The sequence below is a fragment of the Novosphingobium sp. NFX11 genome (genome assembly GCF_057376415.1).
The window spans coordinates 3345613-3361895 of the sequence record NZ_CP080384.1; the positions used below are offsets into that span (position 1 = coordinate 3345613).

Annotated in this window: 10 protein-coding genes and 3 pseudogenes; 5 read left to right on the forward strand and 8 right to left on the reverse strand. The window is 67.2% G+C overall.

Annotated elements, in window-relative coordinates; genetic code table 11:
- Positions 1–80 precede the first annotated feature (80 nt).
- Positions 81–1620: pseudogene (locus KZO24_RS17175) on the forward strand (carboxylesterase/lipase family protein); the annotation flags it as partial.
- Positions 1621–1685: 65 nt separating this feature from the next.
- Here KZO24_RS17175 and KZO24_RS17180 read toward each other — a convergent pair.
- Together KZO24_RS17180 and KZO24_RS17185 are read right to left on the reverse strand one after the other, a co-directional pair.
- Positions 1686–2039, reverse strand: a complete 354-nt coding sequence (locus KZO24_RS17180) for a cupin domain-containing protein (protein ID WP_036530740.1) — start codon at positions 2037–2039, stop codon at positions 1686–1688.
- Positions 2040–2077: 38 nt separating this feature from the next.
- Complete coding sequence (locus KZO24_RS17185; RefSeq protein WP_271181350.1) at positions 2078–3379, reverse strand: pectate lyase family protein; 1302 nt, start codon at positions 3377–3379, stop codon at positions 2078–2080.
- A gap of 299 nt (positions 3380–3678) precedes the next feature.
- Here KZO24_RS17185 and KZO24_RS17190 point away from each other — a divergent pair, with 299 nt between their 5' ends.
- Positions 3679–6561 (forward strand): TonB-dependent receptor, encoded by a 2883-nt coding sequence (locus KZO24_RS17190; RefSeq protein ID WP_486486669.1) that lies wholly within the window; start codon positions 3679–3681, stop codon positions 6559–6561.
- A gap of 75 nt (positions 6562–6636) precedes the next feature.
- Positions 6637–7647, forward strand: coding sequence for an alpha/beta hydrolase (locus KZO24_RS17195; RefSeq protein ID WP_271181348.1), 1011 nt, complete (start codon positions 6637–6639; stop codon positions 7645–7647).
- Positions 7648–7918: 271 nt separating this feature from the next.
- Here KZO24_RS17195 and KZO24_RS17200 read toward each other — a convergent pair whose 3' ends face one another.
- The 6 genes and pseudogenes from KZO24_RS17200 to KZO24_RS17225 form a co-directional block, all read right to left on the reverse strand.
- Positions 7919–8692: an aldose 1-epimerase gene (locus tag KZO24_RS17200; protein WP_486486670.1), complete on the reverse strand. Its 774-nt coding sequence runs from the start codon at positions 8690–8692 to the stop codon at positions 7919–7921.
- Entirely contained in the window at positions 8689–10137 is a 1449-nt protein-coding gene (locus KZO24_RS17205; RefSeq protein ID WP_379525476.1) for a sugar porter family MFS transporter, read from the reverse strand. The genes KZO24_RS17200 and KZO24_RS17205 overlap by 4 nt, the downstream gene beginning before the upstream one ends.
- Positions 10138–10290: 153 nt before the next feature.
- Positions 10291–11169, reverse strand: coding sequence for an SMP-30/gluconolactonase/LRE family protein (locus KZO24_RS17210; protein ID WP_271181556.1), 879 nt, complete (start codon positions 11167–11169; stop codon positions 10291–10293).
- Positions 11153–11943, reverse strand: a pseudogene (gene xylB / locus KZO24_RS17215) (D-xylose 1-dehydrogenase). Before xylB ends, KZO24_RS17210 begins: the two are co-directional and overlap by 17 nt.
- A 159-nt stretch (positions 11944–12102) precedes the next feature.
- On the reverse strand, positions 12103–13239 hold the full coding sequence (locus KZO24_RS17220; protein ID WP_379525477.1) for a fumarylacetoacetate hydrolase family protein: 1137 nt from the start codon (positions 13237–13239) through the stop codon (positions 12103–12105).
- A gap of 156 nt (positions 13240–13395) precedes the next feature.
- Positions 13396–15041: pseudogene (locus KZO24_RS17225) on the reverse strand (family 43 glycosylhydrolase).
- 103 nt (positions 15042–15144) lie between these two features.
- Here KZO24_RS17225 and KZO24_RS17230 point away from each other — a divergent pair.
- Both KZO24_RS17230 and KZO24_RS17235 read left to right on the forward strand, forming a co-directional pair.
- Positions 15145–16017: a LacI family DNA-binding transcriptional regulator gene (locus KZO24_RS17230; RefSeq protein WP_486486671.1), complete on the forward strand. Its 873-nt coding sequence runs from the start codon at positions 15145–15147 to the stop codon at positions 16015–16017.
- Positions 15978–16178, forward strand: coding sequence for a substrate-binding domain-containing protein (locus KZO24_RS17235; protein ID WP_486486672.1), 201 nt, complete (start codon positions 15978–15980; stop codon positions 16176–16178). The genes KZO24_RS17230 and KZO24_RS17235 overlap by 40 nt, the downstream gene beginning before the upstream one ends.
- Positions 16179–16283: the final 105 nt, after the last annotated feature.

Below are 16283 nucleotides of genomic sequence, written 5' to 3' on the forward strand. Positions count from 1 at the left end.
GAGGGAGCGAGACTTGGCAGCTTGCTGCCTAGTCGCAGCGGGGTGGGTGAGCGGCACGCACTTCAGCTTGGGAGAGCAATATGACCGATCTTTCACGCCGCACCCTCGTGAAATCGGCGGCAGTGCTCGCCGCCACGGCGCCGCTCCCTCTCTCGCCCGCAGCGCGAAGACGCGCCGAATCGGCCGTTACACCGCCGTCCCGGAAAGCGGCGTCCATGCCTTCAAGGGCATCCGCTACGGCCGCGCCGAACGCTTTGCCCGTCCCATCGCCGAGCCGCTCGAAGGCCCCCGATCACCGCCGCGAAGTTCGGCCCCATCTGCCCGCAGCGCGCCATGGCGGGCGAGCCGCAGTCCGAGGACTGCCTGTTCCTCAACGTCTGGACTCCCGAGGCGGACCCGCGCGCGAAGCGGGCGATCATGGTCTATTTCCACGGCGGCGCCTACACCACTGGCTCGGTCACCGATCCGCTGACCCACGGCGCGAAGCTGGCCGCCGACGGCGATGTCGTGGTCGTCACCGTCAACCACCGGCTCAACGCGCTGGGCTATGCCTGGCTGGGGCCCTTCGGTGCGCGTTATGCCGATAGCGGCAATCTCGGCCAGCTCGATCTGATCCTTGCACTGCAATGGGTGCGCGAGCACATCGCCAAGTTCGGCGGCGATCCGGCGCGCGTCATGGTGTTCGGCCAGTCGGGCGGGGGCGCCAAGATCGCCACGCTCATGGCGATGCCCGCCGCGAAGGGCCTGTTCCACGTCGCCGCGACGATGAGCGGGCAGCAGGTGCAGGCCAGCGGCCCGGCCCATGCCTGGGCGCGCACGCAGGCGTTTATGGCGGCGCTGAAGCTCGCCCCTGGCGACGTCGAGGGCCTGCGAACGATGCAGATCGAACGGCTGGTCGAGGGTCTTGCCACCACTGATCCCATCATGGGCGGCGGGGTCTACTTCGGCCCCGTGCTCGACATGACCAACCTGCCGCGGCATCCGTTCTGGCCCGATGCCGCGCCGCAGTCGCTGGGCGTGCCGATGATCCTTGGCAACGTGCGCGAGGAGACGCGCGCCTTCCTCGATCCGCGCGGGGCGAAGCTGCAGGGGCTGTCGTGGGAGAACCTTGCCGCGCGCATCGTGCCCGAGATCAAGATCGACCTCGACCCTGTCTGGGTCGTCGAGCAGTACCGCGCCCATGAACCCGGCTGGACGCCCGAGCAAGTCTATTACGCAGCCACCACGGCGGGCCGGTCATGGCCGGGGCAAGTGATCGAGGCGGATGCGCGGGCGGCGGCCGGGGCGGGATCGACGTGGGTGTACCAACTCGACCGTCCCTCGCCGACGGACCCCTTGCGCGGGGCGGCACATACGGACGACATTCCCTATGTCTTCGGCACGCTGGACGCGCCGGGCAGCTATTCGGGCACCGACGACGGGGCTCGCAGGCTGAGCGGAGCGATGATGCGCGCCTTCACCGGTCTGGCCAAGACCGGGCGACCGGGGCTGGCGGAGTGGTCGCCGTACCGCCTGCCCGCGCGCGCGACGATGGTGTTCGGCGATACCGTGCGCGTGGAGAACGATCCGCGCCGCTGGCAGCGCGAATTGTGGGCGAGGGCGCCCTACGTCCAGCCGGGGTGTGACGCAAATTCCTCCCCGAGCTTGTCTCGGGGAGGAATTTGCAGAATCCGTCGTGCCGAAACCTACTTGGCGGCGGGCGGGTTGGGATAGGCGATTACCAGCGAAAGCGGTTCCTCGCCCCGCTGCCAGATGCCGACCACGGCGCCGTCGTAGAGATAGGCGGTCATTCCCGGCGTGAGCTGCGCGCGCTTGCCGTCGGAGACGACTTCGCCCTCGCCCGAGAGCACGTAGTAAACCTCATCGTGCGCGATGGGATGCTCGCCGATCGCCGCGCCCTTGTGGAGGACGCGGCGGCGGAATTCCATCGTGCGCGGCGCTGGCGCTGCGTCGGAAATGCGATAGGCGGTGCTCATGCCGATGGCGCCGTGCGGAGGGGCTTCCTCGCGCACGGTGTCACGCTCGTCGATGACGGCCATCGCCGGAGCCGCCGCCAGCAGCAGGAGCGCCGCCCCGATCACTTCGCGTTCTCGCGCATGGCTTCGTCGCGGGCGGAGAGTTTCTCCTGCGCGCCGTCCTTCTGGCCCGGATAGACGCCGGATTTCGGCTCCATGGTCTTGAGGTTCCAGTCCTTGTCCACGAAGGGCGCGGCGGTCGGGCTGGGGTGCGGGTAGCCGCCGACGACCTTTTCGTCGTCGATGATCTCGCCGCGCCCCTCGGCGACGAAGAACAGTACGCGGATATCATCGGGCGCACGGTCCCACGGACGCGCGCCGACCGAGGCGAGCAGGCTGGTTTCCAGGTCCTTGGCGGGCATCACGTCGAGGCTGCCCAGGCTGGCCATCGGCGAATCCTTCTCGATCAGCTTCGCCTTGGTCACGCCGTAGCGGCCGAACATCGGCGCCGGGTTGCCCCAGCGATCGACGTTGATGTTGTCCTTGGAATACCACGCAAGATCGCCGTCGCCGCCCAGCGTCAGGAACGGCAGGCCGGGCGCGGTCGAATTGCCCGCGCGCATGACGTTGCCCACGGCGGTGATCTCGCCGGTGACGTAGTCGTGGCCGGCCCACTCCAGGTTCATCAGGTTGTAGTGCACCGCGCGGTGGCCGGGGTCGAAGATCATGTTGTTGACCATCAGCACTTGCGCGCCGCCCTTCACCAGCGGCGAACGCTCCATGTTGTGGGCGTAGACGTTGCGGTAGAGCGTGATGGCAGTGGCGTTGTCGTGGATCAGCGTGCCCTTGGAGTGCTCGCCCTTGGGATGGCTGGCGTCGGCGAGGCCTTCGGCCGCGAGGTTCTCGCGGAACAGCACGTCATGGCTGGTGGCAGCGCGCCATTCCTTGACGGTCTTGCCGTTGAAACGGGGGCCGGAGGTCGACATGTTTTCGTCGATCGCCCAGAAGAAGCTGCAGTGCTCTACGATCACGTTGTGCGCGGCGACGGTGGAGAAGGCGTCCGCCTCCCAGCCCGAGAGCTTGGCCTGGCCGTCCACCCCGGTCATCACGCGGATGTGGCTGATCTTGACGTCGTGGCCCTTGAGATCGATGCCGCCGCGCACGATCGTGATGCCCGGCGAAGGCGCGGTCTGCCCGGCGATCGTCAGGAAAGGCTCGTCGATGTTCAGGATCGTGCGCTGAAGGTCGATGACCCCGCCGACCTCGAAGACGACGATGCGCTTGCCCTTTGCTTCGACCGCGGCCTTGAGCGATCCGGGGCCGTCCTTCGCGAGAGTGGTGACGCGGATGATACGGCCGCCCTCGCCGCCGCGGGTGGGTTCTAGCGGGGCTGCGTGCAGCAGCGCCGGGGTGGAAGCAACCATCAGAATCGGAAGGACAATCTGGCTCGCGAGCCTGCGGATTTTCACTATCGATCTCCCATTGGCGGAGCTTGTGGACTCCGAGTATTGACAGGGCGTTCTCCCTGCGTCACATATTGATGACACCGGTTACCAAGGATCGCAAGGATGATCTTCGGAACGGGTGGGGCGATTTTGGAGGTCGCCCGAGGTGCTCCGAAAGGGGCGGGAGTAGAGGTGCCGGAACAATGCGCGCGTTAGCCGCGCTTCCTTCTGACACCGGTATCATTTTTGACCCGCAAGGGTCGTGAGGGGATGTTGTCATGCGCCAGCATGTTACCGGAATTTCGCTTTTGAAGGCTGCCCTGTGCGCGGGCAGCGCTCTCGTGTCGTCGGCTGCGATGGCGCAGGACGCGGCGCCCGCGCCGCAGGACGCGGCGGATACCGCAGCTCCTGCGGACGAGACCGCGACTGCGGGCGACATCATCGTCACCGGCTTCCGCCAGTCTCTGCAGGCTGCGCTCAACGTGAAGCGCAGATCGATCTCGGCGGTCGATGCGGTCGTGGCCGAGGACATGGCCAAGTTCCCCGACCAGAACCTTGCCGAGTCGCTGCAGCGCATCCCCGGCATCTCGATCCAGAAGGACGGCGGCGAAGGCCGTGCGATCACCGTGCGCGGCCTCAGCGCGCAGTTCACCCGCGTCCGCGTCAACGGGCTGGAGACGATCGCCACCAGCTCGGACGGCGCCTCCGCCAACCGCGACCGCTCGTTCGACTTCAACGTCTTCGCTTCGGAGCTGTTCAGCAGCCTCGTCGTCCACAAGACCGCCGAAGCCAGCCTCGACGAAGGTTCGCTGGGCGCGGTGGTCGATCTCAACACCGGCAATCCGCTGGCGGCCAAGGCGGGCCTGACCGGCGTGCTCAACGTCCAGGGTTCTTACAACGACCTGTCAAAGAACGTTGGCCCGCGCATGGCCGGGCTGCTGTCCTGGCGTAACGATGCGGGCACGTTCGGCGTCAACCTCTCGGCCGCCTATTCGCACACCGACACGATCGAGAACGGCAACAACACCGTGCGCTGGGCGCAGGCCTACTTCAACTCGGTGGACGGAACGCCCTGCTACTACTCGGACGTCGGGCCGACCGGCGGCGTGCCGGTAAGCTCGGGCGGCGGCTATCGCCCCTCGGCGGCGTGCGACGCCGCCAGCCTCGCGTTCCACCCGCGTATCCCGCGCTACGGCGTGGTCGAGCATGACCGCAAGCGCCTCGGCCTGACCGGCTCGATCCAGTTCGAACCCACCGACAAGACCAAGTTCTCGATCGACGGACTCTATTCGTCGTTCAAGGAAACCCGCGCCGAGCAGTGGCTCGAAGTGCTCGCCCGTTCGAACGAGCGCCGCTTCGACGTCGTCGATCCAGTCTACGACGACAACGGCAACATGGTCAGCGCGACCCTGAACAATGCTTACGTCCGCACCGAAAGCTACCTGCGCAAGTCGAAGACCGAGTTCTGGCAGGTCGGCGCGACCTGGGACCAGGACGTCAGCGACAGCTTCCGCTTCACCCTGCTGGGCGGCATGTCGCAGTCGAACGCCGACATCCCGGTCGAAACCACGATCGCCTACGACAACAAGAACGCCGACGGCTTCAGCTACGACTACTCGGACATGAAGTCGCCGGTGCTCAGCTATGGCATGGACGTCACCGACCCGGCGAACTTCCAGCTTGCCGAAATCCGCGATCGCCCGTCCTACGTGAAGAACAAGTTCAAGACCGCGCAGCTGCGCACCGAATGGGACCTGACCGACGGCTTCACCGTCAAGGCCGGCGCGGTGTGGCGGCGCTACAACTTCCAGACCCAGCTGTTCATGCGCGATACCGCCGCATGCGGGGCCAACGGCACGCAGGACCTGATCCTCGGCACCGTGACCTGTTCATCCAGCGTCTACGGTTTGCCGGTGACCTCGGGCATCTCGCAGCTCGTCGATCTGGGCGATGCCGGCCAGCCCGGCGGCTCCACGAGCCAGTGGATCGTCGCCGATATCGCGAACGCGGCGGACTACACCAACCTCTATGGCCGCACCGCCAAGGAGGACTTCGGCAACAACCGCCGCGTGCAGGAAACCACCTCGGGCGGATATGTGCAGTTCGACGTCAAGGGCGAACTCTTCGGCCTCGAATATGCAGGCAATGCGGGTATCCGCTATGCCCATACCGACCAGAAGTCGACCGGCTACTCCGCAGGCGTCGCCGCGACCGTGCAGCGCACGTATGACGATTGGCTGCCGTCGATGAACCTTGCGTTCTATCCGCGCCATGACGTGATCGTGCGCGGTGCGATCGCCAAGGTCATCACCCGGCCCGCGCTGAGCAACCTCAATCCGGGCGGCTCGGTCGACGGGTTCAACTACCGTGTGAATTTCGGCAACCCGTTCCTCGATCCCTATCGCGCCACCAATTTCGACGCATCGATCGAATGGTATTTCGCCCCGCAGGCGCTGCTTTCGGTGGCGGGCTTCATCAAGAAGATCGAGAGCTTCCCGGTCGCCGGGCAGTACACCGCCACCCTGCCGCAGCTTGGCCTGGGCCGCGATGTCCTGGGCACCAGCACGCCTGCCTACATCAACTACGACCCCAATCAGGAGTACGTGGTGTCGGCACAGGTCAATGGTGAGGGTGCGACGCTCAAGGGCGTGGAAGTGGCGCTGCAGCTGCCCTTCACCTTCCTGCCGGGCATCCTGAGCCACACCGGCTTCCAGGGCAACGCCACGTTCATCCAGAGTAAGGCGGACTACACGATCACTGGTCCAGCGGTTACGGCCTGTACCCGTGTGACGACCGCCTGCTCCCTCGTCGGTGTTCCGGATACCTACACTAATACCCTGTTCGGCGTGTCGAAGCGCGCGTGGAACGCGACGCTGTACTATGACGACGGCAAGTTTAGCATCCGCGGCTCGGTGAGCTATCGCGGCCCGTTCGTGGATGGCGCCAGTGCAACGAACAACATCTTCGAAGGGTACGGTTCGTACACCAGCTTCGATGCGGCGATCCGCTACAAGGCGACCGAATGGCTGGAGCTGTCGATCGACGGCAACAACCTGACGGACGAGTATCGCTATCGCTTCAACGACGTCTACGCGACCCGTAACTACGAGAACAATCACTTCGGGCGCACGATCCTGTTCGGCGCGCGCGCGAAGATCTGATCTCCTCCCCTGACGCGGGGTTCGCGGGTTCCGGCCCGTGGACCCCGCTCCTTTTGTTTTCCAAGGGAGCCCGGAGTGGATTTCGATCGCAGAACCCTGATCGCAGGCTCTCTTGCCGCTGCGGGACTGGCCGGAAGGGCCCCAAGTCCTGCCAATGCGCAGACACCGCCTCCCGCTGCCTCCAAAGCGCTCCCGCCCGGCCTGCCGCAGCCGACCGAGACCATCGACCTCTGGCCCAAGGGGCCGCCCGCACGTCTCAAGGCGCCGCTGACCGAGACGGTGGACGAGCGGTCCACCGATGCCCTCGTCACCGACCGCGCGGTCTACGGCGTGACCCGTCCGCGCATGGCGGTGTTCCGTCCCGACCGGCCCAACGGCGCGGCGGTGATGATCACGCCGGGTGGCGGTTACCGCTGGATCGTCGTCGACAAGGAAGGCTACGAGATCGCCCGCTGGCTGACGGCGCGCGGCTTCACCGCCTTCGTGCTGTTCTATCGCCTGCCGGGCGAGGGCTGGTCGAGCGGCCCCGACACCCCGCTTGCCGACGCGCAGCGCGCCATGCGCCTGATCCGCCACCGCGCGAAGGACTTCGCCCTCGATCCCGAGCGGGTCGCGGCGATGGGCTTCTCTGCCGGAGGACACCTTTGCGCCGATCTTGGCGCGCGCTTCGCGGCCAAAGTCTACGAGCCCGTGGACGCGGCGGACAGGCTCTCCGCAAAGCCATTCTGCGCCGCGCCGATCTATCCGGTGGTGAGCATGGACGCAGGCATCGCGCATCCCGGATCGCGTAATTTGCTGCTCGGCCCTTCGCCGACGCCGGAGCTTGAGGCCGCGCATTCCCCCGACCGCATGGTCCCGTCCGATGCGCCGCCGCATTTCCTCGTTCATGCCGAGGACGACGACGTCGTTCCGGCGGAGAACACCGTAAGCCTGCGCGCGGCGCTGAAAGCCCGCAAGGTGCCGGTCGAGGCGCACTTTTTCGCCAATGGCGGTCACGGTTTCGGCCTGCGCCGCGCCATCGGCAAGCCGGTCGAGATCTGGCCCGAGATGTGGCGCGCTTGGGCGCGGACGGTCGGGTTCGGATAAGCCGTCGTCCCGGACTTGTCCGGGACCGCTGGCCGCGAACGGCCTTGAAATCCGCGGGGCGCCTTGCCGGAAGCGCTATCGATGCCCGCCCTGGCGTGATTGAAACGCTCCCCGTCATCCCCGCGAAGGCGGGGACCCAACCGATGCCCGTGCAAGAGGAGCCGGCAGGAGATGGGTTCCCGCCTTCGCGGGAATGACGGCGAGATAATTGACCCGGATCAGGCCTGCAACACCATCGTTAACGCCTGTGTCTCACCCGGCTCCAGTACCGTCATGCCGCTGCTGACCCGTCCGAACGCATCGGGCATCGCCGTCGTAGGCTCAAGGCAGAGGAAGTCCTCCCCGGCGGGGCGTAGAGATGCAGGAACCCGGCCTCGGGCGACGTCACGCTGACTGTCCCAAGCCGTGCCTCGCCCTGCCAGCCGAACCAGCAGTTGTCGGTCAGAGTCATCGGGTCGGGTACGGCCCCTCGCGCGAAGTCTCCGAAGGTATCCGCAAGCGCTGTCTCGCTGGGGATCATCCGCGCGTCGCTCAGCCACACGCCCTCGGCGGCGAACGTCACCCGCGCATCGGGTTCGCGCACGAAGTAGGGGTGTTGGCCCAGCGTACAGGGCATGGCGCGCTCGGACTGGTTGGCCACCTCCAGCGTCACGTGCAGCGCGCCGTCTTCCAGCACGAAACTCTGCGTGGCGGACCAGTCCCACGGCCAGTGCGCGTCCGCCGAATGCATGCAGGTGAGGACCGCGCGGTCGGCCTCCTGTGCCCTGACCATCCACGGCATGATCCAGCCGAGACCATGGATCGGATGCTCGAAGCCCGCGACGTTGCGGGGGAGGGCATAGTCCTTTCCCGCGAAGGAGAAGCGCCCATCGGCAATGCGGTTGGCGTAAGGAACCATCGGAAAGCAGGCGGCGTCCAGCGGGCTCGCGGCGTCCGCCGGGGTTGGACGCAGGATGTCCCTGCCGCCGACCGCGAACGAACCGATGGACCCGCCCAGATGCGGCAGCAGCGTGGCTTCGCTGCTGCCCGAACGCAGCTGGATCAAGCCGCCATCTCCTCAAGCGTGCGGCCGCGCGTCTCGGTCACCATGGCGCGCACGAAGAAGAACGAGAGGAAGGCGCTGAGCGCATAGAACCCGTACGTCAGCGGCAGGCCGAGCCCGGCAGCCATCGCCGGGAAGCTGACCGAGATGCCGAAGTTGGCGATCCACTGCGCGAAGCCCGAGACGGCCAGGGCCGAGCCGCGAATCTGGTTGGGGAACATCTCCCCCAGCATCACCCACATGACCGGGCCCCAGCTGACGTTGAAGAACACGACGTAGGCATTCGCGGCGATCAGCGCGACGGTGCCGGTCTGGTCCGAAAGGGTCAGGTGCCCGCCGGTGAAGCTGCCGCTGGCGAAGCACACCGCCATCGTGCAGAGGGTCACCGCCATGCCCGCCGAACCGATCAGCAGCAGCGGCTTGCGGCCCAACCTGTCGATCAGTAGCACGGTGACGAGGCAGGCCAGGATCGAGAGCGAGCCGGACAGGATGTTGATGAGCAGCGCGTCGCTTTCGGAGAAGCCGACCGACTGCCACAGCACCGCGCCGTAATAGAACACGATGTTGATGCCAACCAACTGCTGGAACACGGCGATGCCGATGCCCGCCCAGACCAGCTTGCGCCAGCGGCCGGTCTTGGGATCCTTGAGGTCGGCGAAGCTCGGGCGGTGATGGTCGGCGGCGATCGCGATCAGGCTGGCACGGATGTCGGCGGTCATCTTTGCGGCCGTCTCGGCTCCGAAGATGCGGGTGAGCACGGCCTCGGCCTCGGCATCGCGCCCGGAGGCGACAAGGAAGCGCGGGCTTTCCGGGATCATGAACAGGGCGACGAGGTAGATCACGGCGGGGATCACCTGCATCCAGAACATCCAGCGCCAGGCGGGCAGGCCCAGCCACAGCGGCGCGGTGCTGGACCCGGCATGGCTGGCCAGCGCCCAGTTGGCGACGAAGGCACCGGTGAGGCCGGTGATAATCATGATCTGCTGCAGGCTGGACAGGCGCCCGCGGATCGAGGCGGGGGCCACTTCGCTGATGTAGACCGGCGCCAGCACGCTGGCCGCGCCCACGCCGATGCCGCCGATCAGGCGGGCGATCACGAACAGCAGCGATGATGTCGCCGCGCCCGCGCCCAGAGCGCTGACCACGAAAAGCGCCGCGCCGATCATCATTACGGTGCGGCGGCCCCAGATGTCGGCGAGGCGGCCCGCCACGAAGGCGCCGATCGCACAGCCCACCAGGATCGCGCCGACATTGAGGCCGGTGCCCAGCTTGGAGAGGGCGAAGGCCTTTTCCAGCCCGTCCTGCGTGCCGTTGATGACGCCGCTGTCGTAGCCGAACATGAAGCCGCCGATCGTCGCCACCGCAACGATCATGGCGACGAAGGCCATGTTGACCTTGCCGCCGTACTCCACGCCGGTTGGCGCGCTTCCCATGTCTATCGCCGCCATTCTTGCATCCTCGTTTATAAGTTATGTCAGGTCGTCAGCGCCAATCCCTCCCCTTCGTCATTGCGAGCGCAGCGAAGCAATCCAGTGCAGCGTAAACCGCCCTGGATTGCTTCGCTGCGCTCGCAATGACGAAAGGTGGGTGATCGGCATCGGCTAGTTCGCGGGGTAAATCGGCGGAACGCCGGGAACATCCACCGCGAACGTGAAGAGGTCCCCGGCATGGGGTTGTGCCGCCAGTTCGGCCGCTGACAACCCCTTGCGCGCCGTCGTCGCATAGACGGTGCAAAGGTCCACGCCGCCAAACGCGATCTTGGTGACGTTGGCGACCGGGAACTCCACCCGGCCCAGGAGTTCGCCCTCGGGCGAGAAACGGGCGACGCCCCAGCCGCCGAACAGGCCGACCCAGACGGTGCCCGCGCTGTCCACGGAGGGACCGTCGGGATAGCCCATGCCGTCCGGAATGCGCGCGAAGACCTGAGCCTCGCCGGGATGCCCGTCCGCGCCGACACTGGCGGACAGGATCACCCGCTCCAGCGTATCGACGAGATAGACCGTCCCGCCATCTGGCGAGAAGGCCGGGCCATTGGTGATGACCATCGGCTGGGGCGAAAGCGCGGTGCAGGCGCTGCCGTGAAAGCGGTAGTAGCCACCGCTCGGCGCCTCCTCGGCATTGTCCATGGTGCCCAGCCACACCGAGCCGTCCGGGTGGACGGCAGCATCGTTGAGGCGGTTGCCGGGCAGGTCGGGCTCGACCGCGTGGAGCAGCGCGAAGGCGTCCTTCGCGAAGCGGTGCACGCCTGCCCTGGCGCCGACCAGCAGCGCGCCGTCGGCCAGCGGGATCACCCAGCTGGGCTCCTCGGGCGCATCGATCGTTTCCAATTCGCCATCCGCAGGATCGAAACGGTGGAGCTTGTGGCCCTTGATGTCCACGAACCACAGGCAACCGCGCGCGGCGTCCCACACCGGACCCTCGCCCAGCGTCGAACCGACCCTGCAGGCGACTTGAGGCGTCATCTCAGCGCCAGCCCGCATCGACGAAATACTCATGCCCCGTACACATGCGCGCGTCGTCGGAGGCGAGGAACAGCGCCAGCGCCGCCACGTCGGCCGGCTGCACGCGGGCCTTCAGGCACTGTGCATCGAGTATCTCGCGCTCGCCCTCGGGGGTGTACCACTTTTCCTGCCGGGGCGTCTGGACGTTGCCGGGCACGATCGCGCAAACACGGATGTTCCGCTCGCCCAGTTCGCGGGCCATCGCGCGGGTCATGCCCTCGATCGCGGCCTTGGCGGTTTGGTAGAGCGAGAGCTGGTCGAGTGCGAGGTGCCAGCTGATCGACCCGAAGTTCAGGATCACGCCGCCGCCCGCCGCTTCCATGTAAGGCACGGCGGCCTGCGCGGCGAAGAACAGGTGGCGCAGGTTCACCGCCATGCGCTCGTCCCAGTATTCCGGGGTGACGTCGGCGATGGCGTGGCGGTCGTCGTTGGCGGCATTGTTGACCAGCACGTGGAGGCCGTCGAGCGCGTCATGCGCCGCCGCGACTTGCGCCTGCACGAAGTCGAGGTCCTTGAGATCGCCGGCGACGAAGCGGGGGTGAACTCCACCGTGCCATCAAGGCTCGCCACCAGCGCTTCGGAAGGTTCGGCGGCGATGTCGACGAAGGACACTTTCGCCCCCTGCCGCGCGAAGGCCTCGACGAGCGCCGCCCCAATCCCGGAGCCGCCGCCCGAGATGAACACCCCCTTGCCCGCAAGCGAGGGAAAGCGCGCGGCCTGCGCGGTGGAGGAGGGGGTCGTGGTGGTCAACATGGAAGTCCTTGGAAATGCGGGTATTCGTAAGCGGGTGCGGTGCATTCCGGCCCCAAACTCCGCTCGTCATTGCGAGCGGAGCGAAGCAATCCAGGGCGGTCTATGCTGCCCTGGATTGCTTCGGCGGTTTCACCGCCTCGCAATGACGGGGAGGAGGAATCAGGCAAGCGCGTCGGCTTTCGCGCCGATCAGTCCGCGCGCGGCGAGGTTGCGGTAGAGGGCGGAAATCCCGGTTTCCCAGGCAGGCGCATCGCGCGAGGTGGCGACGGTGTTGACCAGCGTGCCGAGGCGATCGCTGGAGATCGTCACGACATCGCCGACCTTGTGGGTGAACCCGCGTCCCGGTGCATCGCGGTCCTGCGTCGGCGCGAACAGCGTGCCCAGGAACAGCACGACGCCGTCCGGGTATTGATGCTCGGAAAAGCACTGGCGCAGCAGGTCGAGCGGCGGGCGACTGATCTCCGACATGCGGCTTTCGCCTTCGAGCAGGAAACCTTCCGGCCCCTCGATGCGCAGCAGCACTCGTGCATTCTCGACGTCGGCCACGGTGTAGCCCGCGTCGAACAGGCGCACGAACGGGCCGATCGCGCAGCTGGCGTTGTTGTCCTTCGCCTTGCCCAGCAGCAGCGCCGAGCGGCCTTCGAAATCGCGCAAGTTGACGTCGTTGCCGAGCGTCGCGCCCACGGCCTTGCCGCGTGCGTCGGAAAGGATGACCACTTCCGGCTCGGGGTTGTTCCAGCCCGAATCCGAACGCACGCCGATCGCCGCGCCCGAACCCACGGTGGAAAGCACCGGCGACTTGGTGAAGACTTCCGCATCCGGCCCGATCGCGACCTCGAGGTACTGCGACCACATGCCGTCCTCAATCAGCGCGGCCTTGAGCGCCGCCGCCTCGGGGCTGCCGGGCACGACTGAACGGATCGAGCCGCCGATGCGCTCCTCGAGCCCGCTGCGCACCGCCTGCGCCTTGTCGGCATCGCCGCGCGCGCGTTCCTCGATCACGCGCTCCAGTGCGGAGACTGCGAACGTCACGCCCGCCGCTTTCACGCACTGCAGGTCGATCGGGCTGAGCAGGGTGGCACGGGCCAGAACGTCCTCGGCGGCGCCAAGGGCCTTGCCCTGCGCGGGATCGAAGGCGCCTGCATCGACGAGGTCGGCCACGGTCGGCGCGATGCGGCTCATATCATAGGTTACGCCGCCCTGCAGCAGCACGGGGGTCGGGCCTTCGCCAAGGTCGAGACGGCCGAGGAAAAGGCCGTCCTTCCAGTCGGCAGGGAGCATATCGAGCGAGGTCATGCCGTTCGTCCTTTTCGTCTTTGGGGCCGTCGTCGTCCCGGGCTCGACCCGGGACCGGTGGCTGTCTTTAGGCGGGCGCTGCCGTGCCGGGCGCCCTGAAGCTATGGGGGCTGGTCACGGCCAGCGGTCCCGGATCAAGTCCGGGACGACGATCACTTACAAAGCCTTGAACTTGAAGTTGCTAAAGCGTGCCTCGCCCTGTCCGGCCGAGTAGAGACCCGGCCGCAGCATCAGGAAGCCGCCGCGCACATTGTGGTGATAGCCGGAGACTTCCATGCCCCGGTCGAAGCGCTTCCACGTTTTCCCGCCGTCGCCGCTGGTGTGGAAGGCGACGATGTGGCGATCGTTCCGCACCCGCATCAGCATCTTGCGGCCGTGGTAGTTGGCCGGGCGGCCGCGCTCGATGCCGTATTGGTGCGTCATGAACTTGGCCGCGTCGAAGCCCAGCCCGCAGTAGAGTTGCTGGTCGTAGAACAGCAGCAGGCCCGCAGTGACGCCGGGGTCGATGTCGATCTCGCACTGGAATTCGTAGGCCTGGTCGCCCGCGATCAGCAGCAGCGGCGAGGAATCGACCGGGGCCTTGCCGGCGGCGGTCAGGTGCAGCGTGTTGTTCGCCACCCGCGCGCGGTCGCGCTCGGTCGGCGAGGGCTTGAAGAAGTTCCAGCGCCGCCCGATCTCCAGCGACGAGAAGTCGTCCGACAGCGGCATCCCGTGCGGGCCCGCCTTGCGGCCGCCCTTGGGTGTGCGGATCGGCTTCGACAGGTCGCCGCCCTCCATGCGGAACCAGCCGTCGGCGGTCCAGCTGACGGGATCGAGCAGGGTCTGGCGGCCGAGCGTCCAGAAGTCCTTCTCGTAGCCGTGATAGACCGACCACCAGTCCCCGGCAGGCCCCTCGAACAGCGTGGCGTGTCCGCGCGACCACCAGGCTTCCGACAAGTCGGTGGTGCGCACGATCGGGTTGTGTGGGCAGTTCTCCCAAGGGCCGTGGATCGACTTGGAGCGCGCGGCGATCACCATGTGCCCGGTCGGCGGACCGGCCGTGCCGCCCACGGCGGTGACGAGGTAGAAGTATTCACCGCGCCGCACGATCTTGGGGCCTTCGGGGAGAATCCCTCTACGTCCCAGTCCTCCGGGTAGTGCCAGGGGTCGTAGACGTGTTCCACCGCGCCGACGGTGGAGAGGCCGTCCTCGGCAAGCCGGATGCGGTCGCCGCCGGAAAGGAACAGCCAGCGCGAACCGTCCTCTCCGACCGCGTGGCCGGGGTCGATATGGTCGGGCAGGCCGAGGCTGACGGGCTCGCTCCACGGGCCTTCGGCCTTGTCGGCCCAGACCACGTACTGTGCGTTGGGCGTGGCCTTGACGGTGAAGTAAATGAAGAACCGGCCGCCGTGCTTGCTGATGTCCGGCGCCCAGACCGAGCCGAGGTTCTTCGTCAGCGCGGCGGTGAGGGGGCGCCAGTTGATCAGGTCGGCGGAGTGCCACACGACCAGCCCCGGATAAGAATCGAAGGTCGAGAAGGTCATGTAATAGTCCTTCCCGTCCCGCACGATCGTCGGGTCGGGATGGTCGCCCGCCATCAACGGGTTGAGGTACGTGCCGTTGCCCTGATCCGGGATACGCTGGTCGTCGAAGCCGCGCCGGTACTTCGAAGCGCCGACCGAAGCGGGCTTTGCAGGCGAGGCGGCGGCCGTCGCTGCGCTTGCGCTGCCTGCCAGCGCCGTCAGCGATGCCGCGCCGCCTGCTGCGCCCAGCGCTGCGGCCCTACCCGCTGTAAACAGGGCCTCTCGGCGGTCGAACTTCATGGCTCTCTCCGGTTCTGCTTTTGATTTATGCTAGCGCTATCATATATGGCATCGGTGTCAATGAAAATTGCAGGAACGCGCGATCGGCCATACAAGCCTGGCGATGCACGAAACCCCAGCAAGAGCGCGCGAAGGCGATCCCACCATCGAGGACGTGGCCGCCGCCGCCGGGGTCTCGATCCGCACGGTTTCGCGGGTGCTCAACAAGTCGCCCAAGGTGAATGCCGAGACCCGCCAGCGGATCGAAGCCGCGATCGCCGCGCTCAGGTTCCGGCCAAGCGCTCGGGCGCGGGCGCTGGCGATGCGGCGTTCGTTCCTGATCGGGCTGATCCACAACGACCGCAACGCGCTGGTGCTCGATTCCATCCAGCGCGGCGTCGTCGCCCTGACCGCGCCGCGCGGCTATGAGGTGATCGTCCACCCGACCCCGCTGGAAACCGAAGCGGCGATCCGCGACGTGCTGGGCTTCGTCGAGCGGTCGCGCGTGGACGGGCTGGTGATCCTGCCGCCGGTTTCGGGCGTGCCGGGTCTGGCCGAGGCTCTGGCCGAGGCGCAAGTGCCGGTCGCGGCGCTGTCGTCGGTGCCGATCGCGGGCTTTGCCGACGTCATCGTCAGCGAGGAGCGCGCGGCGGGCGCGCAAGTCGCGCGGCATCTGCTCGATCTGGGGCACCGGCGGCTGGGCATCGTCAACGGTCCCGCCGATACGGCTTCGGCCATGGAGCGCCGGGCGGGCTTCATCGAGGAGGCGACGCGTGCCGGGGCAAGCGTGGCCGAAGCGCCGGGCGACTACGACTTCGCCTCGGGCGTGGCCGGGGCGGAACAGCTTCTGGCGCGGGCCGAGCGGCCGACGGGCATCTTCGCGGCGAACGACATCATGGCGGCGGGCGTGCTCAAGGTCGCGGCGGTGCGGGGGATCGCGGTGCCGGGGGGCTGTCGGTGGTGGGCTTCGACGGCAGCCTGCTCACGCGGATGCTGAGCCCGGCACTGACCTCGGTGCTGCGCCCGTTCGGCGACATGGCGGCGGCGGCGGCAGAGCGGCTCATCGCGCGGATCGAGGGCGGCGAGGCGCCACCGCCGTTCGAGGTGGAACTGCGCGTGGTTCCGGCGGAATCGACGGGGCCTGCGCCTTCGGTCTGATTGCCGTTGAGACTTGGGTGATGATCCTCTCCTCATTCGTCATTGCGAGCGCAGCGAAGCAATCCAGGGCGGCTTAGAACTGCCCTGGATTGCTTCGCTGCGCTC